The following is a 19,790-nucleotide window of genomic DNA, read 5'->3' as shown; positions in this document are numbered from 1 at the left end:
ACTCGACAGGATTCGAACCTGTGACCGCTCGGTTCGTAGCCGAGTACTCTATCCAGCTGAGCTACGAGTGCATTTGTGTTTTTAAACCAGATCACAACTGGCTGAAGCCGAATCACTTACATTGCTATAAATGACTCTTAAATGGTGCACTCGACAGGATTCGAACCTGTGACCGCTCGGTTCGTAGCCGAGTACTCTATCCAGCTGAGCTACGAGTGCATTTGTTGCGCCGCATTATAGCCCGTCTAATCTCTATTCCAACCACTTTTTCTATAAATTTCAACAACTTACAGAAAAAGCCAGATTACAACGTACTAAGCAAATAATGGCGGAGAACGGGGGATTCGAACCCCCGACACCCTTGTGAGGTGTACTCCCTTAGCAGGGGAGCGCCTTCGGCCACTCGGCCAGCTCTCCGCAACACGGGGCGTATATTAACCAGCTTCTTCCCCGTTTGCAAACATAAAAATCGATAAAAATTAATGGCTTGGTTCTTCGTCCTTCTCTTTCTTTATACGCAGGTAAATTTCCTCACGGTGCACGGCCACCTCTTTCGGGGCGTTGACGCCGATACGCACTTGATTTCCTTTAACGCCGAGCACGGTCACGGTGATTTCGCCATCACCGATAATCAGGCTTTCTGCGCACCGACGAGTCAGAATCAGCATACCTTTCTCCTCACGCGAATCATTTCAGGGACAACAGTCTGCAAAAAAAAGGCACCCGACCTACAACCGGAGCGATCGTAGCCCTGTATGCCTGAGTATTGACCAGCGCGAGCAAAACGCTTCGCGCCATCAAAAATAAAGGGCGCGGTCAGACCGCGCCCTCAAGACAACGCCTTACTCGCCCTGACGGGCCGCAGCGTCGAGTTCGAAAGCCGTGTGCAGGGCGCGCACGGCCAGTTCCAGGTACTTCTCTTCGATCACCACGGAAACCTTGATTTCCGAGGTCGAGATCATCTGGATGTTGATGCTTTCCTTTGCCAGGGATTCGAACATGCGGCTGGCTACGCCTGCGTGGGAACGCATGCCGACGCCGACGATCGAGACCTTGGCAATCTTGGTGTCGCCAACCACTTCACGGGCACCGATCTCGCGAGCGGTGTTTTCCAGCACGGTTTGCGCGGACTGGTAGTCGTTGCGGTGCACGGTGAAGGTGAAGTCGGTGGTGTTATCGTGCGCGACGTTCTGCACGATCATGTCGACTTCGATGTTCGCGGCACTGATCGGGCCGAGAATCTTGAATGCCACGCCCGGGGTGTCTGGCACGCCACGGATGGTCAGCTTGGCTTCATCGCGGTTGAAAGCGATGCCGGAAATGATCGGCTGTTCCATGGTTTCCTCTTCATCAATAGTAATGAGGGTGCCCGGACCCTCCTTGAAGCTGTGCAGTACGCGCAGCGGAACGTTGTACTTGCCGGCGAACTCCACCGCGCGGATCTGCAGCACCTTGGAACCGAGGCTGGCCATTTCCAGCATCTCTTCGAAGGTGATCTTGTCCAGACGCTGAGCAACCGATACAACGCGCGGGTCAGTGGTGTAGACACCATCGACATCGGTGTAGATCTGGCATTCGTCAGCCTTCAGCGCAGCGGCCAGCGCCACGCCGGTGGTGTCGGAACCACCACGACCCAGGGTCGTGATGTTGCCGTGCTCGTCGACGCCCTGGAAACCGGCGACCACAACCACTCGACCTGCTTTCAGGTCACCACGAATCTTCTGGTCATCAATCTGCAAGATACGCGCTTTATTGTGCGCACTGTCCGTCAGGATCCGCACCTGGTTGCCGGTGTACGACACCGCCGGCACACCGCGCTTGATCAGCGCCATGGCCAACAGGGCGATCGTCACCTGCTCACCGGTGGAAACGATCACGTCCAGTTCACGCGGAACCGGTTGATCTTCGCCACTGATTTGCTTGGCCAGATCGATCAGACGGTTGGTTTCGCCGCTCATTGCAGACAGCACAACCACCAGGTCATCGCCGGCATCGCGGAATTTCTTAACCTTGTCGGCGACCTGCTCGATTCTCTCGACAGTGCCGACCGAGGTGCCTCCAAATTTCTGTACGATCAAAGCCATTTCAAAGCCGCCTCTGCCCATGAAGGGCGCCCAATAATCACTCAAACAGCCGCCGGGCCCGCCACTAGACTGCGGGCCCGACGGGCCGTCTTATAAACCCTGCTCGACGAATGGAACGGTCAGCGCCAGTGCGCCATCCAGTGCGCCGGCGTCGACACCGCCGCCCTGCGCCATGTCCGGACGACCACCGCCCTTCCCGCCCACTGCCGCAGCAGCCTGTTTCATCAAATCACCGGCTTTGAGTTGGCCAGTCAGGTCCTTGGTTACGCCTGCAACCAGTACGACCTTTTCCTCATGGACACTGCCGAGCAGGATCACTGCGCGACCGAGTTTGTTTTTCAGCTGATCGACCAGCGCCAGCAGCGCCTTGCCGTCCTGACCATCCAGACGCACGGCCAGCACTTTCACGCCCTTGACGTCCACGGCCGAAGCCGACAGATCGTCGCCGGCAGCGGCGGCAGCCTTGGCCTGCAACTGCTCGAGCTGCTTTTCAAGCGCGCGGTTGCGCTCCAGCACAGCCGACAGCTTGTCGATCAGGTTGTCGCGGCTGCCCTTGACCAGGCTGGCCGCTTCCTTGAGTTGTTCTTCAGCAGCGTTCAAGTAAGCCAGCGCCGCAGCGCCGGTGACCGCTTCGATACGACGCACGCCCGATGCCACACCGCCTTCGCTGATGATTTTCAGCAGGCCGATGTCGCCAGTACGGTTGGCGTGGATACCGCCACACAGCTCGACGGAGAAATCACCGCCCATGCTCAGCACGCGCACGTTGTCGCCGTACTTCTCGCCGAACAGCGCCATCGCGCCTTTCTGCTTGGCGGTTTCGATGTCGGTTTCTTCGGTTTCAACGGCGGAGTTCTTGCGGATCTCGGCGTTGACGATGTCTTCCAGCGCCTTGATCTGCTCCGGCTTGATCGCTTCGAAGTGGCTGAAGTCGAAGCGCAGGCGCTGACTGTCGACCAACGAACCTTTCTGTTGAACGTGATCGCCCAGCACTTTGCGCAGTGCAGCGTGCAGCAAGTGAGTGGCCGAGTGGTTCAACGAAGTGGCGTGACGCACGTCGGCTTCGACGTGGGTTTCCACCGGTGCGCCAACGATCAGGCTGCCCGACGCCAGTACGCCGTGATGCAGGAACGCGCCGCCGGTCTTGGTGGTGTCGCGCACGTCGAAACGGCTGTTGCCGGCCTGCAGGTAACCGCAGTCGCCAACCTGGCCGCCGGATTCGGCGTAGAACGGGGTCTGATTCAGAACCACAACGCCTTCCTGCCCTTCACTCAAGACGTCCACGGACTGGCCATCTTTATAGAGAGCAACGACTTTCGCCGAACCGCTGGTGGCGTGATAACCGGTGAACTCGGTGTCGACGTCTACCTTGACCAGGCTGTTGTAGTCCAGACCGAACGAACTGGCGGAACGGGCACGGACGCGCTGGGCTTCCATTTCACGCTCGAAACCGGCTTCGTCGATGGTCAGGCTGCGCTCGCGGGCGATGTCCGCGGTCAGGTCCATCGGGAAACCGTAGGTGTCGTAGAGCTTGAACACCACGTCGCCCGGCACCACGTCGCCTTTGAGCTCGGCCAGATCCTGCTCGAGGATCTTCAAGCCCTGCTCCAGGGTCTTGGCGAATTGCTCTTCTTCGGCTTTCAGTACGCGCTCGATGTGCGCCTGCTGGGATTTCAGTTCCGGGAATGCTTCGCCCATCTCGGCCACGAGAGCGGCAACGATCTGGTAGAAGAAGCTGCCCTTGGCGCCCAGCTTGTTGCCGTGACGGCAGGCGCGACGAATGATACGGCGCAGCACATAACCACGACCTTCGTTGGACGGCAGCACGCCGTCGGCAATCAGGAAGCCGCAGGAACGAATGTGGTCAGCCACGACTTTCAGCGATGCCTGAGCGTCGTTGGTGCAGCCGATGGCCTTGGCCGATGCGGACAGCAGGCTCTGGAACAGGTCGATTTCATAGTTCGAGTGAACGTGCTGCAGTACGGCACTGATCCGCTCAAGACCCATGCCGGTGTCCACCGACGGGGCTGGCAGCGGGTGCAACACGCCGTCGGCGGTGCGGTTGAACTGCATGAACACGTTGTTCCAGATTTCGATGTAACGGTCGCCATCTTCTTCCGGCGAGCCCGGTGGGCCACCCCAGATGTCGGCGCCGTGATCGTAGAAAATCTCGGTGCAAGGACCGCACGGGCCGGTATCGCCCATGGTCCAGAAGTTATCGGACGCGTAAGGCGCGCCCTTGTTGTCGCCGATGCGCACCATGCGCTCGGCCGGCACACCGACTTCCTTGGTCCAGATGTCGTAGGCCTCGTCATCGCTGGCGTAGACGGTGACCCACAGCTTTTCCTTCGGCAGGTTCAGCCACTTCTCGGAGGTCAGGAAATTCCAGGCGTAGGTGATGGCATCACGCTTGAAGTAGTCGCCGAAGCTGAAGTTACCCAGCATTTCGAAGAAGGTGTGGTGACGGGCGGTGTAACCGACGTTTTCCAGGTCGTTGTGCTTGCCGCCGGCGCGCACGCATTTCTGGCTGGAGACGGCGCGGGTATACGCGCGCTTTTCCTGGCCCAGGAAGCAGTCCTTGAACTGGTTCATCCCCGCGTTGGTGAACAGCAGGGTTGGGTCGTTGCCCGGAATCAAAGAGCTGGAGGCTACACGGGTGTGGCCTTGCTCTTCGAAGAAGCGAAGGAAGGCTTCACGGATTTCTGCGCTTTTCATTAGGTTCTTCCACGGAGGCTGCGGCCAAAGGCCTGTACGAAACGTCAACAGACGAAACGACGGCAAAGGGCCGCATTATATCGGCCCTGCGCGCGGGGTACAGCGTGTTTATACGATAGAAACGGTCAATTGGGTGGCTAACGCTGTCACTTGCGCGAAAACTCGACGAATGTCGCGACCACTTGCTCGATTTGCGAGCGATCGACGTCCATGTGCGTGACCATCCGCAGCCGGGCCGCAGCGCTCAATTTGATCCCGCGCTCGGCAGCGAATGCCTTGATCGCCTCGGCGCGGTCGCCCATCTGCACGTAAACCATGTTGGTCTGCACCGGCTCGACGCTGAAACCGGCCTCGCGTAGCCCTTCGGCCAGCAACTGCGCGTTGGTATGGTCATCCGCCAGGCGCTCGACGTTGTGATCCAGCGCATACAGCCCCGCCGCCGCCAGCAATCCGGCCTGACGCATGCCACCACCGACCATTTTGCGCAGGCGCCGGGCCTTTGCAATCAACGCCGACGAACCGCACAGCACCGAACCGACCGGCGCGCCGAGGCCTTTGGAAAGGCACACCGACACCGAATCGAAATATTGAGTGATTTCCCGGGAGTCGACCCCGAGCTTGACCGCCGCGTTGTACAGCCGCGCGCCGTCCAGATGCAACTGAAGGCCATTGTCCTGAGTGAACTTACGGGCCCGGGCCAGATAGTCCAGCGGCAACACTTTGCCCTGCATGGTGTTTTCCAGCGCCAGCAGACGGGTGCGGGCAAAGTGGAAGTCGTCAGGCTTGATCGCCGCTGCCACCTGATCCAGGTCCAGCGAGCCATCGGCCTGCACTTCCAGCGGCTGCGGCTGGATCGAACCGAGCACAGCTGCGCCGCCACCTTCGTACTTATAGGTGTGCGCCTGTTGACCGACGATGTATTCGTCACCGCGCTCGCAGTGCGCCATCAGGCCCAGCAGGTTGCTCATGGTGCCGGTCGGGACAAACAACGCCGCGGCAAAACCCAGCCGTTTTGCCAGTTCGGCCTCCAGACGATTGACCGTCGGATCTTCGCCATACACGTCGTCGCCAGTGTCGGCTCGGGTCATCGCGTCGAGCATGGCGGGAGTCGGTTGGGTGACGGTGTCGCTGCGAAGATCGATAACGCTCATGAACCTGGCCTCTGGTCAGCAGGGGAAATCCCTTTTCGAAGAGGAATTACTGCGGGCATGGCGCGGATTAATCAACCCTTGAGCAAGGAAAAGTCGTTTGCGCGCTTCGAAAAACTCGATGGCAATCATCACAAAGGCGCAATGCACTGTCTGGAAATCTGTGTTAAAAACGCTGCGCCGCCCGATAAAGGGCGGCGAAACGTTCTCAGGGCGGGGTGCAATTCCCCACCGGCGGTAATTGCGCGCAATGCGCATAGCCCGCGAGCGCTTGGTGACGGACACGGCAAAAGCCGTGAGCGGCGGCAAGGTCAGCAGACCCGGTGTGATTCCGGGGCCGACGGTCATAGTCCGGATGAAGAGAGAACGGGATTGACGCCAAAGGGCCGTCCGCCGTGTTTGCGCGAGCGTGCGTACCCTTGAATCCCTTTCGATTCATAACGCCCTGTTTTTCACACAAACAGGAGTCAGAACATGCAACCCACCGCTATCGACAGCAAAAGCAAACACACTCACGGCGAGCGCGTCGCGTTCATCCAGGCCTGCTGGCACAAGGAAATCGTCGATCAGAGCCGTAAAGGCTTCCTCGCCGAAATGATCGCCCAGGGTTATCAGGAATCGGACATCGATTTCTTCGAAGTCGGCGGCGCCTTTGAAATGCCCCTGCACGCCAAGCTGCTGGCCAAGACCGGTCGTTATGCCGGTATCGTTGCCGCCGCCCTGGTGGTGGACGGCGGAATCTACCGTCACGAGTTCGTCGCCCAGTCGGTGGTCAGCGGCCTGATGCAGGTGCAGCTGGAAACCGAAGTGCCGGTGTTCTCGGTATCGCTGACCCCGCACCACTTCCACGCCGGCGAAGAACACCAGAAGTTCTTCTTCGAGCATTTCGTGCACAAGGGTCAGGAAGCGGCGAAGACTTGCGCCGATACGTTGCAGAAAGTGCGTGCATTGCGCCGCACCGAGCCGCGTGCTGTAGCCGTCTAAGCATCATAAAAACTGTGGGAGCGAGCTTGCTCGCGAAAGCGGACTGACAGTCAACATCAGTGTTGAATATCAGATCGCATTCGCGAGCAAGCTCGCTCCCACATTGGTGATACGGTGCTATCAGGCGAGATTTTCGTCAGTGGTCGGCACGATCAGAATGCCCGCCCGCAGGCCGTTCTTGACCTTGGGGTTGGGGAAGATGATCCGCGCGCCCTGCTCTTCGATGATCCAGCGGGTATTGGCCAGGTCTTCGGCCAGCACATAGCCCATATCCAGTTCCGAAAAGTTTTCGATGTCCGCCGGCAGATTCAGGCGGAACGCATCGCTGTGCTTGATGATTTCCCGTGCCACGCTGAACAGTTGCAGACCGTCCAGGCCCTGCCCGGCCATCTCCGGCTCGGTGCCTTCGATGATCTGCTTCAGACGCGTTTCCAGCAGCGACACATTGACCCCGGCGTTCTGCCCGAACGGCCGCGCCTTGCCCAGCTCCAGCGTGAAGGACTCGGCCCCCAGCTTGTCGTAGGTGTAGGAGCTGAACACGATCGACGGCTTGTTCTGCAACAGCACCGCCTCCATGCCGGCGGCGCGCAGGCGGGCCAGTTCGAGACGGGAATGCTGGCGACCTTCCTTCCACGGATACAGGGCGAACTGCTCGATCTTCGAACCGCGAATCGCGGTGTGCAGGTCGTAGTGCAGACGTTGGCGATCAGGAAGGCTGAAGAAACTCGCCGCCAGCCGTTCCAGCTCGCAGGCGCGCAGGGCTTCGGAACCGCTGCTTTGTTCGTGGCGGCCGTTGAACAGCCGATTGACGTCCTGCTCGACGAAACGCTCGCCCTTGCGAATCGCTTCCGGATTGCCGAACAGGAACAGAATGCGGGCGCGCGGCTTCAGATCGCCGCGAGCGATGTCATGCAGCAGCCGGTCGAGCAATTCGATCGGCGCCGTTTCATTGCCGTGGATGCCTGCCGACAGCAGCAGATCCAAACCATTGTCGCGTGCTTCGGGTGGCCGGACTTCCAGCGCACCCTCGCTCAACCAGCGCATGCGCACGCCTTCGACAGTCAGTTGAGTCTTCTCCGCCGGTTCGCGGCCGGCGAGGGTCAGTTCAAGCAGTTTGCCGAGGGCGAGCATAGAGCGGTTTCCTTAGTGGTCGTGATTGCAATCCGGGCCGTGCACGTGGCCGTCATCGTCGCCGAGGTCAGCCGGTTCCATCTCCAGTTGCAGACTTACCAGATTAGTCGCCAATGGGCGCAACAGCAGGTTGGCATACTCTTCGTCGCCCTCTTCGACGTCCACGCCGATCAACAGTTGGCCGCGGCCGTCCTGCTGGATCCACAGCTCTTTGCCTTGCCACATGACCGCGACGCGGGTGCAGGAAGTTTGCAGTTGCGTGCCGTCAGTGTCTTCAAGGATCAGCTGCAGGGAATCGCTCATGTTTACGCTCTCTTGGGGAGATGGAACCGTGCACCGCGACGAAGCGGCGCATCGGTCATCAATTGATCTGGAATGGATAAACCGCGCCCAGTTTAAGGATTTGCGTCAGTTCATCCAATGCCGTCCGGCATTCAAGCAGCAATTGCGGATCCGCCAGATCACTTTCGGTCAGGCGGTCGCGGTAGTGCTTTTCAACCCATGCGGTCAACGAACCGTACAACGGGGCGGTCATGATAACCCCTGGATTGACGGCCGCCAGCTCGGTTTCATTGAGCGCGACGCGCAGTCGCAGGCACGCCGGACCACCACCGTTCTGCATGCTTTGCTTGAGGTCGAAGACTTTCACTTCGCGGATCAGGCCGCCGGAACTGGTCAGGCCTTGCAGGTAGTTCCAAACGCGCTCGTTGCCACGGCACTCTTCCGGCACGATCAGCAGCATCGAACCGTCAGGACGCGACAGCAACTGGCTGTTGAACAGGTAGGAACGCACCGCGTCGTCCACGGTGACCGCCGACCGAGGCACGCAGACAGACTGGAAGTTGCCGCCGACCTTGGCCAGTTTGGCTTGCAGTTCGGCCAGCATCTGATCGGTGTCGAGGAACGCGTCCTCGTGATAGAAGAGCACCTCGCCGTTGCCCACCGCGATCACGTCGTTGTGGAACACGCCCTGATCGATAACGGCCGGGTTCTGTTGCGCGTACACAACGCCGTCGTCACGCAGGCCGTGCAGACGGACAACCGCTTGCGACGCTTCAAGAGTCTGGCGCGCCGGGTATTTCTGCGGTGCCGGGTAACGGGTGTCGAACGCACTACGACCGAACACGAAGAACTCGACGCCGGCCTCGCCGTACTCACGGCAGAAACGCGTGTGGTTCGCTGCGCCTTCGTCGCCGAACTGCGCCACTGCCGGCAACGCGGCGTGGTGAGCGAAGTGTTGCTGGTTGGCGAACATCGCGCCCAGCACACGGCTGGTGGTCGGGTGCTCGATGCTGCGGTGGTATTTGCAGTTCAGGTTGGCGGCGGTGAAGTGCACGCGACCGTCAGCGGTGTCGGCACTCGGGCTGACCGTGGCGGCGTTGGCCACCCACATGCTCGACGCCGAGCAGCTGGCGACCAGCAGCGGCATCGCTTCTTTCGCGGCGCGCTCGATCACCTGAGCGTCGGTGCCGCTGAAACCCAGACGGCGCAGAGCAGCCACGTCCGGACGCTCCTGCGGTGCGAGAACGCCCTGCTGAAAGCCCATTTCCATCAGCGCTTTCATTTTCGCCAGGCCTTGCAGCGCCGCTTCCTTCGGGTTCGAGGATTGCTGGCTGTTGCTCTGGGACGCAACGTTGCCGTAGGACAGACCACCGTAGTTATGGGTCGGCCCCACTAGACCGTCAAAATTGACTTCATAGGATTTCATCAGCGAGGCTCCACGAGAATCTGTTGTTATAGGCATCGGGTAACAATTCAATAAGACCGAGTCGCGGCCTTCGCGAGCAAGCTCGCTCCCACAGGGTTCTCATCGCCCTTGTGGGAGCGAGCTTGCTCGCGAATGGGCATCACACCATCTTCACGCCAGGCGTCAGGGCCGCCGGCAGCACCAGGCTCGGGGTTTCCAGCGAGGCCACCGGGTACGCGCAGTAATCCGCCGCGTAGTAGGCGCTGGCGCGGTGATTGCCCGAAGCGCCGACACCACCGAACGGCGCGCTGCTCGCAGCACCGGTCAACTGTTTGTTCCAGTTGACGATGCCGGCACGGCTTTCCAGCCAGAACTGCTGGTAGCGCTCTTCGGAATCCGACAGCAGGCCAGCGGCCAGGCCAAACGCGGTGTCGTTGGCTTCGGCAATCGCCGCCGCGAAATCGGCGTAGCGGATCACTTGCAGCAACGGGCCAAACAGTTCTTCGTCGGAGCGATCGGCAACCGCCGTCACATCAACGATGCCCGGGGTCAGCAGCGCCGACTGCACCTGTGGCTGAGTCATCGCCAGCAGCGACACTGCGCCATTGGCCAACAGATGCGCCTGGGCATCCATCAACGCTTTGGCCGCGCCAAGGGAAACCACCGAGCCCATGAACGGTGCCGGCTGCTGATCGAACGCGCCGACCTCGATGGTCGAGCTGACTTCCACCAGACGCTTGAGCAGGCTGTCGCCCCACGCGCCTTCCGGCACCAACAAGCGACGGGCGCAGGTGCAACGCTGACCAGCAGAAATGAACGCCGACTGAATGATCGTGTACACCGCTGCGTCGAGGTCTGCGACCTGATCGACCACCAGCGGATTGTTGCCGCCCATTTCCAGCGCGAGGATCTTGTCCGGACGACCGGCGAACTGCTGGTGCAGGTGATTGCCGGTACGGCTCGAACCGGTAAAAAACAGACCGTCGATGCCCGGGTTCGCCGCCAGAGCGATACCGGTTTCGCGGGCGCCTTGCAGCAGGTTCAGCACGCCGGCCGGCAGACCGGCCTCGATCCAGCACTTGACCGTCAGTTCGGCGACTTTCGGGGTCAGCTCGCTCGGCTTGAACAGCACGCTGTTACCGGCCAGTAGCGCAGGCACAATGTGGCCGTTCGGCAAATGCCCAGGGAAGTTGTAAGGGCCGAACACTGCGACCACGCCGTGCGGCTTGTGGCGCAACACGGCGGTGGCGTCGCCCAACGGGCCGCTCTTTTCGCCGGTCCGTTCGCGATAGCTCTGCACCGAGATCGCGATCTTGTTGACCATGCTGGTGACTTCGGTCGCGGCTTCCCACAGCGGCTTGCCGGTTTCCTCACCGATGGTGCGGGCCAGTTCGTCGGCATGGTTTTTCAGTGCGGCGGCGAACGCTTCGAGCACGCTGATGCGATCTTCCAGGGTACGACGGGCCCAGCTCGGGAACGCCTGACGCGCAGCCTGTACGGCCGACTCGACCTGAGCGGCGGTGGCGCCCTCCCCCGACCACAGCACTTGCTGGGTCACCGGGTTCAGCGATTGAAAGGCCTCGCCCTGACCGGCCAGCCACTCACCTGCGATGTATAGCGAATTCATTATTTCGACTCCCGGGCAGCAGACAACGCCACAGCGCGAACCTGATCGCCAGCGTTGAGTTGAAGACGTTTGGCGGTCAGCGGATCGACCACCAGCGTACCGGCGGCCAGACGAGCCGGCGCAGCCGTGATGCGGCAGTCTTCGCGTTTGCGGTTATGGATGATGAACGGCGTGGCGTCGTCGCCCGGCGTGCCGATGGCCAGTACCAGCGCCTCACTGTCACGCACTGCGCGGATCTTGCTGGTCTCGCACTCGATGGCCGGGCCGGCATCGAAGATGTCGACGTAACCCTGATAGCTGAAGCCTTCGCTCTTGAGCATCGCCAGCGCAGGCTCGGTGTCCGGGTGCACCTGGCCGATGACGTTGCGCGCGTCCGGCGACAGGAAGCAGGTGTACAGCGGGAATTTCGGCATCAGTTCAGCGATGAATGCCTTGTTGCCGACGCCGGTCAGGTAATCGGCCTGACTGAATTCCATCTTGAAAAAGTGACGGCCCAGGCTTTCCCAGAACGGCGATCGGCCAGCGTCATCCGACACACCGCGCATCTCGGCAATGATCTTGTTGCCGAACAGTTCAGGGAACTCGGCGATGAACAGCATCCGCGCCTTGGACAGCATGCGGCCGTTGAGGCCGGTGCGGTAGTCGGCGTGCAGGAACAGCGAGCACAGCTCGGAGTTGCCGGTCAGATCGTTGGCCAGGAACAGCGTCGGGATCTCGCGATAGATGTTCAGTTCCTGCGAGGCGCTGACAGTCAGGCCGACGCGGAAGTTGTACCAAGGCTCGCGCAGACCGACGGCGCCGGCGATGGCGGAAATCCCCACCACGCGACCGTTGTCGTCTTCGAGCACGAACAGGTAGTCCGCGTCGCCACGGCCGGCTTCACCGCGAAAGGTCTTCTCGGCCCAGCCGACCCGGTGGGTCAGGCGCTCTTCGTTGGCCGGCAAGGTGGTCAGGCCGGTGCCGGTGCTGCGGGCCAGGTCGATCAGAGCGGACAAATCGCTGCTGCGTACGGGACGAACAATCATGCTATCTCCTCAAACGGGCCGCCGTGGCCACCCGTGAAACTCGCTAAGGCGTTAAACCGCCACCAGGCGCACGCTGGCACCTTCACCGACGCCCAGGGCTTCGGCCGCTTCCAGATCCAGGGTCACCGGTTTGCCCGGCGCGTAATCCAGTTCCAGCAGTACCGCGCGGTAATCCTGCAACTGGGCATTGGCCACCAGATACTGGCGACCGGCACCCTTGACCGGTTCGCCGATCTTCACCGGCACCACGCGGCTCTGGGCGATCGAACGGATCCCCGAGACACGCGCATGCAGGGTCGGTCCACCGTCGAAGATGTCGATGTAGTGATCGGTCTCGAAGCCTTCGCGCATCAGGATGTCGAAGGTGATCTGCGCACGCGGGTGTACCTGGCCCATCGCTTCCTGAGCGGAGTCCGGCAGCAGCGGCACGTAGATCGGGTAATGCGGCATCAGTTCGGCGAGGAACGTACGGCTTTTCAAGCCACACAGGCGCTCGGCCTCGGCGTAGTTCAGGTCAAAGAAGTTGCGGCCGATGGCGTCCCAGAATGGCGAGTCGCCGTTCTCGTCGCTGTAACCGACGATCTCGGTCACCACCGAATCGGCGAAACGTTCCGGGTGGCTGGCGACGAACAGCAGACGGCCACGGGAGTTGAGTTCAGACCACGGCGACCCCACCAGCTCGCGTTGCACGTAGAAACTGGTCAGCAAGCTGTTGCCGGTCAGGTCGTGGCATTGCGAAAGCACGTGGATCTTGTTGTGGATCTTCAGCTCGCGGGAGGCGTGCACGAAGGTCTCGTTGCGAAAGCTGTAGAACGGCTCGGAATAACCGGCCGACGCGACGATCGCCGAGCAGCCCACCAGTTTGCCGGTGGCGGTGTCTTCGAGGACGAAGAAGTAACTCTCTTCGCCGTTGAAGCTCACTTCGGCGGCAAACGAGGCTTCGCTCGCAGCGATCTTGTCGCTCAGGCGTTCAACGTCATCCGGCAAGGAAGTGACACCAATCGGGCTGTCCGCAGCCAGACGCTGTACCTCGCCCAGATCAGCCATTTGCGCGGGGCGCATCACCAGCATGGTGTCACTCCTTTCTCTTATAAATTCACAGAAAAATACACCGGACACTGTGGGAGCGAGCTTGCTCGCGAAAGCGGTGTATCAGTCAGCATAGATGGCGACTGAAACTCCCTTTTCGCGAGCAAGCTCGCTCCCACAATGAAACTTGCCCGGTATCAAAATTGGGTTCGGCGCCTGAAAGCTCCAGGCGCCGAAGGGTCTATCAGGCTTGGGTCAGTTTCGCGGCAGCACGTTCGAAGCGATCCAGACCGGCGTCGATGTCCGCGTCTTCAACCACCAGGCTCGGGGCGAAACGGATCACGTCCGGGCCGGCCTGCAGAATCATCAGGCCTTCTTTTTCAGCGGCGTTGAAGATGTCCTTGGCCTTGCCTTTCCAGGCGTCGCTCAGCACGCAACCGATCAGCAGACCGAGACCGCGTACCTGGGTGAACAGGCCGTACTTCTCGCCGATCTGCTGCAGGCGGGTCTTGAACTTGTCGTGCTTGGCGTTGACGCCGTTCAGCACCTCAGGGGTGTTGATCACGTCGATTACCGCTTCGGCCACGGCGCACGCCAGCGGGTTGCCGCCGTAAGTGGTGCCGTGAGTGCCGACGACCAGATGCTTGGCCAGCGCTTCGGTGGTCAGCATCGCGGCGATCGGGAAACCGCCGCCCAGGCTCTTGGCGCTGGTGAGGATGTCCGGAATCACACCGAAGTGCTGGTAGGCGAACAGATTGCCGGTACGGCCCATGCCGGTCTGCACTTCGTCGAACACCAGCAGCGCGTTGTTCGCGTCGCACAGTTCACGGGCGCCTTGCAGGTAAGCCAGCTCGGCCGGCAGCACGCCGCCCTCACCCTGGATCGGTTCCAGCACGACCGCGCAGGTCTTGTCGGAAACAGCAGCTTTCAGTGCTGCCAGATCGTTGTACGGCACGTGGGTGATGCCGGTGATTTTCGGGCCGAAACCGTCGGAGTACTTCGACTGGCCACCGACGTTCACGGTGAACAGGGTGCGGCCATGGAAGCTGTTGAGCGCAGCAATGATTTCGTACTTCTCGGTGCCGAAACGGTCGAACGCGACACGACGGGCCAGCTTGAAAGCGGCCTCGTTGGCTTCGGCGCCGGAGTTGCAGAAGAACACGCGCTCGGCAAAGGTGGCGTCGATCAGCTTGTGCGCCAGACGCAGGGCCGGCTCGTTGGTGAACACGTTGGATACGTGCCACAGCTTGTTCGCCTGCTCGGTCAAGGCACCGACCAGCGCCGGATGCGCGTGGCCCAATACGTTCACGGCAATCCCGCCGGCGAAGTCGATCAGCTCGCGACCGCTCTGGTCCCAGACGCGGGAACCGGCGCCACGTACCGGAATGAAAGCGGCAGGCGCGTAGTTGGGAACCATTACCTGGTCGAAATCGGCGCGTTCTACCGCAGCGTGCTCAACGGACATCGGAGTCTCCTGATGAGGGCCACCCGCCTGAAACTGGCGAGCGATGGGGGGATTGTAAGGACAGTTTTCAGCCCGGCCTTGTCGCCAAGCGACAACTTCTTATAGCGCAAACCCCGGATTTTCCCGGGTTTACGGCAATGCGACATATAGCGTCGCAAAGGCGCAGTTTAAACTGTCGACGCCGATTGCAGCACGCCTTGCGAGCATATCAACCGGAAAGGTTATGCCTGCGATATCTATGTACCGCATACCCTCGAAAGACATTTGATAAGGACGCTCGCCAGTCACCCAAGAAACCGCTTGGACAACGCAAAAAAAAGCGCCATGGAAATCTGTTCCATAGCGCTTTTTCAAGCCCCCCCGCCTCACCCGCGCTCGGGCGGCACCGACGACAATTCGAACGGACTGCTACTGCGCCGCTGGTTACGGTCTTCCCTCGGCGTGGCGCCGAAGAAGTTGCGATAGGCGCTGGAGAAATGCGGCCCCGAGGAGAATCCGCAGGACAGGCCGATCTGGATGATCGACTTGCTGGTCTGCATCAACATCTGCCGCGCCTTGTTCAGGCGCAGTTCCAGGTAGTATTGGCTCGGCACACGGTTGAGGTATTGCTTGAAGATCCGCTCCAGCTGGCGACGGGACACGCACACATGCTGGGCGATTTCGTCGGTGGTCAGTGGCTCTTCGATGTTGGCTTCCATCAGCAGCACCGCCTGGGTGAGCTTTGGATGGCTGGAGCCGAGACGATTCTGCAACGGAATCCGCTGACGCTCGCCGCCTTCGCGGATGCGCTCGACCACCAGTTCTTCGGAGACCGCGCCAGCCAGTTCCGCACCGTGATCGCGAGCCAGCACTGCCAGCAGCAAATCGAGCACCGACATACCGCCGCACGCGGTCAGGCGATCACGATCCCAGTCGAACAAATGGCTGGTGGCGATGACTTTCGGGAAGCGCTCGGCAAAATCGTCCTGCCAGCGCCAGTGCACTGCCGCGCGGTAACCGTCGAGCAGACCGAGTTGCGCCAACGGATACACACCGGCCGACAGACCGCCGATCACGCAACCGGCGCGCACCAGTTGCTTGAGCGCGCTGCTGAGTGCCGGCGCCAACGTCGTCGGTGGCTCGTCAGCGAGCAGGAACAGTTTCTGGAAGTTTTCGAGCTTGCCGGCCCAGGGTTCACCGGGCAGTTGCCATTCACCTTCGGTCGGTGCTTCGGCCTGCAGGAACGACAACTCGTAAACCACGTCCGGATGCACACGCTGAGCGACACGCAAGGCCTCCTCTGCCAGCGCCAAAGTCAGAGCTTTAGTGCTGGGCCAAATCAGGAAACCAATTCGATGGGCAGTCATGGGCGGGCAATCCGAAGCGAAGAACGGTGATGAAGGCAAGGGCCAATGCTAGCCCGAAAATGAACACAAATCTTGAAACTGGCGCAGATCCCTTGTGGGAGCGAGCTTGCTCGCGAAAGAGGTGTGTCAGCCGGCATCACTGCTTCTGAACCATCGCATTCGCGAGCAAGCTCGCTCCCACAGAGGAATCTGGTCCGCCTTCAGATCGCGCAGCATGACCTAATCTGGTGCATAACGGGAGCGATTACTTGAGGCTGCCCGAGAGGAATTGTTGCAAACGTTCCGACTGCGGATTGACCAGCACTTCACGCGGGTTGCCGCTTTCTTCGACGACGCCTTTGTGCAGGAACACCAACTGGTTCGACACTTCACGGGCGAAGCCCATTTCGTGGGTTACCACCACCATGGTGCGGCCTTCCTGAGCGAGGGCCTGCATGACTTTCAGCACGTCGCCGACCAGTTCCGGGTCGAGGGCCGAAGTCGGTTCGTCGAACAGCATCACTTCCGGTTCCATCGCCAGCGCACGGGCAATTGCCACACGCTGCTGCTCGCCACCGGACATGTGCCCCGGGAAAGCGTCTTTACGATGAGACACGCCGACCTTGTTCAGGTAGTGCTCGGCTTTCTCGCGGGCCTCAGCCTTGGACACGCCCAGCACGTGAACCGGCGCTTCCATGATGTTTTCCAGCGCGGTCATGTGTGACCACAGGTTGAAGTGCTGGAACACCATCGACAGGCGCGAACGCATGCGTTGCAGCTGTTTCGGATCAGCGGCTTTCAGCGCGCCGTCCTTGTTCGCCACCAGTTTCAGTTCTTCATTGTTGAGCAGGATCTTGCCCGCGTGCGGCTGCTCGAGCAGGTTGATGCAGCGCAGGAAAGTACTTTTGCCGGAGCCACTGGAGCCGATGATGCTGATCACATCGCCGGCGGCCGCTTTCAGGGAAACGCCCTTGAGCACTTCGTGACTGCCATAGCGTTTATGCAGGTCTTGGACTTCAAGTTTGTACATGCGGTCGGTTCTCACAAAAACAGTCAGTCGTTGAGCAAAGGGCCGTCGCGCAGCGCATCGCGCCCCGCCACTTTGGCCAGCCAGAAACCGGGTTGGGCGTAACGCAGCCGCTCAATGGCAAACAGCACCCCGGACGTACCAGCACACACCGTGCTGACCCGATCCGACAGCGGATCGATCACTTCGAAAATCTTGTCACCGGCTTCAACCCACTCGCCGGGCTTGCGCAGAAAACTCACCACGCCCGGATGCGGCGGCAGGAGCAATTCAGTGCCTTCAAACGGCATGCCTTCGCACGGTTCGTGTGCCGCACTCGGCCACTCGCCACGGATCAGACCCTGCTCGGCGAGGAACGCCAGAATGCCTTCGGCCCAGGCTTCGGCCTGCGCTGGTGTGGTGTCAGCCTGACCGCCGAGTTCAACGGTGGTCGCCAGGCACGCCAGTGGAATCTGCGCGTCCGGGAACAGGCGCGACAGACGCAGCCACGGTAACGAGCAAGCTTCGTCGAACGAGCTACCGCCGGAATCTTCCGCCAGCAGGCCGACCTTCACATCCAGGTGCGCAGCGAGCGAACGCCACTGCGGCCAGTGCTGCGGCAAGGCGTACATGTGCAGCGCGGCTTCGCAGTCGCAATGCAGGTCCAGCACCACATCGGCAGTGGCGGCGTGTTGCAGCAGGATACGCTGCATGCCTTGCAACTGGCTGCTGGCCTCGGGCAATGCGGCCAGGTGATCGGCCATTGCCTGGCGGATCAGACGGATGTTGGCGTGCGAATCATCACCGAGCTGCCCTTCAAGCTTTGCGGCCACCGGGGCGCTGAGCTCGACGAAATCACGGTTGAAATTCTTGCCGCTGCCGGCCTCAAAACGACCCTGATGGTTGCCTTGCAGCAACTGGCCAAGGCCCAGCGGGTTGGCCACCGGCACCAGTTCGATGACGCCGTTGAGCAGACCCTTGGCTTCGAGCTCGCCGAGGCGTTTTTTCAGTTCCCAGGCAGTGCGCATGCCGGGCAGTTCGTCAGCGTGGAGGCTGGCCTGGATGTAGGCCTTGCGCTCGCCACTGCCGAAGCGAAAAACCGAAATCTTGCGCTCGCTGCCCAAATGGCTCCACGGCAGAACGTGGTCGATGCGTTCCATATCAGTGCTTCCTCGGGGCCAGGTAGCTCAGCCAGCGACGCTCGGCCAGCTTGAACAGGCGCACCAGAATGAAGGTCAGGCACAGGTAGAACACGCCGGCGGTGATGTACGCCTCGAACGGCAGGTAGAACTGCGCGTTGACGGTACGAGCCGCGCCGGTGATGTCGATCAGGGTCACGATGGACGCCAGACTGGTGGTCTGCAGCATCATGATCACTTCGTTGCTGTACTGCGGCAGCGCCCGGCGCAGGGCCGATGGCAACAGGATGCGCTTGTACATCTTGAAGCGCGACATGCCCATGGCCTTGGCCGCTTCGATCTCGCCGTTCGGCGTGGCCTTCAGGCTGCCAGCGATGATTTCGGCGGTATAGGCGCTGGTGTTGATCGCAAACGCCAGGCACGCACAGAACGTTGCGCTGGACAGCCACGGCCAGAGGACGCTTTCACGCACGGCTTCGAACTGGGCCAGACCGTAGTAGATCAGGAACAGTTGAACCAGCATCGGCGTGCCACGAATCACGTAGGTGTAAAGCCAGGCCGTACCGTTGACCACGGCGCTCTTGGACACGCGCATCAGCCCCAGCGGCAGGGCCGCGAGCAGACCGAAGAACAGCGACAGCGCGAGCAACTTGAGGGTGGTGACCAGACCGCCGAGGTACAGCGGCAGGGCCTCCCAAATGACGTTGTAGTCGAAGATCATAGATCAGCCGCCCTTACGCCTACCGAGTAGCGCTTCTCAAGGTGACGCAGCGCCAGCAACGAGACACTGGTGATCACCAGGTACATCGCCGCCACTGCGAGGAAGAAGGTGAAAGGCTCGCGGGTGGCATCGGCCGCCTGCTTGGCCTTGAACATCATGTCTTGCAGACCGACCACGGAAATCAGCGCGGTGGCCTTGGTCAACACCAGCCAGTTGTTGGTGAAGCCCGGAATCGCCAGACGGATCATCTGCGGCACCAGCACGCGAAAGAACACTTGGACGCTGCTCATGCCGTACGCCATGCCCGCTTCGGCCTGACCTTTGGGGATCGCCATGAACGCGCCGCGGAAGGTTTCCGACAGATACGCACCGAAGATGAAACCGAGGGTGCCGATACCGGCGGCCAACGGGTTCAGGTCGATATAGTCGTCATAGCCGAGCATCGGCGCGACGCGGTTGAGCAAGTCCTGACCGCCGTAGAAGATCAGCAGGATCAGCACCAGGTCGGGAATCCCGCGAATCACCGTGGAATACAGATCGCCCAGCCACGCCAGCCAGCGCACCGGCGACAGGCGCAACGCGACGCCGATCAGCCCGAGAACGATGGCCAGGGCCATGGACGACAAGGCGAGCTGAAGCGTCAGCCAAGCGCCATCGAGGATGACAGCCCCGTAGCCTTTCAACATGATTCAGGTCCTCGAAAG

The 19,790-nt window shown here is 60.9% G+C and carries 17 protein-coding genes, 2 tRNA genes and 1 riboswitch; of the genes, 1 reads left to right on the top strand and 18 read right to left on the bottom strand.

Going from position 1 to position 19,790, the window contains the following annotated elements; genetic code table 11:
• Positions 1–142: 142 nt before the first annotated feature.
• The 6 genes from N8H71_RS27825 to ltaE form a co-directional block, all read right to left on the bottom strand.
• A tRNA-Arg gene (locus tag N8H71_RS27825) sits at positions 143–219 on the bottom strand.
• Positions 220–326: 107 nt separating this feature from the next.
• A tRNA-Ser gene (locus tag N8H71_RS27820) sits at positions 327–417 on the bottom strand.
• A gap of 62 nt (positions 418–479) precedes the next feature.
• Positions 480–668, bottom strand: a complete 189-nt coding sequence (gene csrA, locus N8H71_RS27815; RefSeq protein WP_002554426.1) for a carbon storage regulator CsrA — start codon at positions 666–668, stop codon at positions 480–482.
• Between the two features lie 174 nt (positions 669–842).
• Positions 843–2,084 (bottom strand): aspartate kinase, encoded by a 1,242-nt coding sequence (locus N8H71_RS27810; RefSeq protein WP_262196436.1) that lies wholly within the window; start codon positions 2,082–2,084, stop codon positions 843–845.
• A gap of 90 nt (positions 2,085–2,174) precedes the next feature.
• Positions 2,175–4,799, bottom strand: coding sequence for an alanine--tRNA ligase (gene alaS, locus N8H71_RS27805; protein ID WP_262196435.1), 2,625 nt, complete (start codon positions 4,797–4,799; stop codon positions 2,175–2,177).
• 146 nt (positions 4,800–4,945) lie between these two features.
• A complete protein-coding gene (ltaE, locus tag N8H71_RS27800) occupies positions 4,946–5,950 on the bottom strand; it encodes a low-specificity L-threonine aldolase (protein ID WP_262196434.1) in 1,005 nt (334 codons plus the stop codon).
• 197 nt (positions 5,951–6,147) lie between these two features.
• A riboswitch (FMN riboswitch) is annotated at positions 6,148–6,319 on the top strand.
• Positions 6,320–6,421: 102 nt separating this feature from the next.
• Here ltaE and N8H71_RS27795 point away from each other — a divergent pair.
• Entirely contained in the window at positions 6,422–6,931 is a 510-nt protein-coding gene (locus N8H71_RS27795) for a 6,7-dimethyl-8-ribityllumazine synthase (protein WP_011335530.1), read from the top strand.
• Positions 6,932–7,051: 120 nt separating this feature from the next.
• Here the strand turns inward: N8H71_RS27795 and astE are convergent, their stop codons facing one another.
• The 12 genes from astE to N8H71_RS27735 all read right to left on the bottom strand — a co-directional run bounded on the left by astE (position 7,052) and on the right by N8H71_RS27735 (position 19,772).
• Positions 7,052–8,062 carry a succinylglutamate desuccinylase gene (gene astE / locus N8H71_RS27790; RefSeq protein WP_262196433.1) on the bottom strand — a complete coding sequence of 337 codons (1,011 nt, stop codon included), beginning with the start codon at positions 8,060–8,062 and terminating at the stop codon, positions 7,052–7,054.
• A 12-nt stretch (positions 8,063–8,074) separates the two neighbouring features.
• Positions 8,075–8,365: a hypothetical protein gene (locus N8H71_RS27785; protein WP_011335531.1), complete on the bottom strand. Its 291-nt coding sequence runs from the start codon at positions 8,363–8,365 to the stop codon at positions 8,075–8,077.
• Positions 8,366–8,423: 58 nt separating this feature from the next.
• On the bottom strand, positions 8,424–9,770 hold the full coding sequence (astB, locus tag N8H71_RS27780) for an N-succinylarginine dihydrolase (protein ID WP_262196432.1): 1,347 nt from the start codon (positions 9,768–9,770) through the stop codon (positions 8,424–8,426).
• A gap of 139 nt (positions 9,771–9,909) precedes the next feature.
• Positions 9,910–11,379 (bottom strand): succinylglutamate-semialdehyde dehydrogenase, encoded by a 1,470-nt coding sequence (astD, locus tag N8H71_RS27775; RefSeq protein ID WP_262196437.1) that lies wholly within the window; start codon positions 11,377–11,379, stop codon positions 9,910–9,912.
• The gene (gene astA, locus N8H71_RS27770) at positions 11,376–12,401 is read right to left on the bottom strand and encodes an arginine N-succinyltransferase (protein WP_011335534.1); all 1,026 of its coding nucleotides are present in this window, start codon (positions 12,399–12,401) and stop codon (positions 11,376–11,378) included. Before astA ends, astD begins: the two co-directional genes overlap by 4 nt.
• Positions 12,402–12,452: 51 nt before the next feature.
• Positions 12,453–13,472: an arginine/ornithine succinyltransferase subunit alpha gene (gene aruF / locus N8H71_RS27765; protein ID WP_007951057.1), complete on the bottom strand. Its 1,020-nt coding sequence runs from the start codon at positions 13,470–13,472 to the stop codon at positions 12,453–12,455.
• A 202-nt stretch (positions 13,473–13,674) separates the two neighbouring features.
• Positions 13,675–14,895, bottom strand: coding sequence for an aspartate aminotransferase family protein (locus N8H71_RS27760; RefSeq protein WP_262196431.1), 1,221 nt, complete (start codon positions 14,893–14,895; stop codon positions 13,675–13,677).
• Positions 14,896–15,260: 365 nt separating this feature from the next.
• Positions 15,261–16,241 carry a transcriptional regulator ArgR gene (gene argR, locus N8H71_RS27755; RefSeq protein ID WP_085709719.1) on the bottom strand — a complete coding sequence of 327 codons (981 nt, stop codon included), beginning with the start codon at positions 16,239–16,241 and terminating at the stop codon, positions 15,261–15,263.
• Positions 16,242–16,485: 244 nt separating this feature from the next.
• Positions 16,486–17,250, bottom strand: a complete 765-nt coding sequence (locus tag N8H71_RS27750) for an ABC transporter ATP-binding protein (RefSeq protein WP_262196430.1) — start codon at positions 17,248–17,250, stop codon at positions 16,486–16,488.
• Between the two features lie 23 nt (positions 17,251–17,273).
• Complete coding sequence (locus N8H71_RS27745; protein WP_262196429.1) at positions 17,274–18,386, bottom strand: succinylglutamate desuccinylase/aspartoacylase family protein; 1,113 nt, start codon at positions 18,384–18,386, stop codon at positions 17,274–17,276.
• A gap of 1 nt (position 18,387) precedes the next feature.
• On the bottom strand, positions 18,388–19,086 hold the full coding sequence (locus tag N8H71_RS27740) for an ABC transporter permease (protein ID WP_262196428.1): 699 nt from the start codon (positions 19,084–19,086) through the stop codon (positions 18,388–18,390).
• Entirely contained in the window at positions 19,083–19,772 is a 690-nt protein-coding gene (locus N8H71_RS27735) for an ABC transporter permease (RefSeq protein ID WP_096818114.1), read from the bottom strand. Before N8H71_RS27735 ends, N8H71_RS27740 begins: the two co-directional genes overlap by 4 nt.
• Between the last annotated feature and the right edge of the window lie 18 nt (positions 19,773–19,790).

Origin of the sequence: Pseudomonas koreensis, assembly GCF_025447595.1 — a bacterium.
Taxonomy (GTDB): Bacteria; Pseudomonadota; Gammaproteobacteria; order Pseudomonadales; family Pseudomonadaceae; genus Aquipseudomonas; species Aquipseudomonas koreensis_H.
This window is presented reverse-complemented; position numbering and strand designations above follow the sequence as displayed.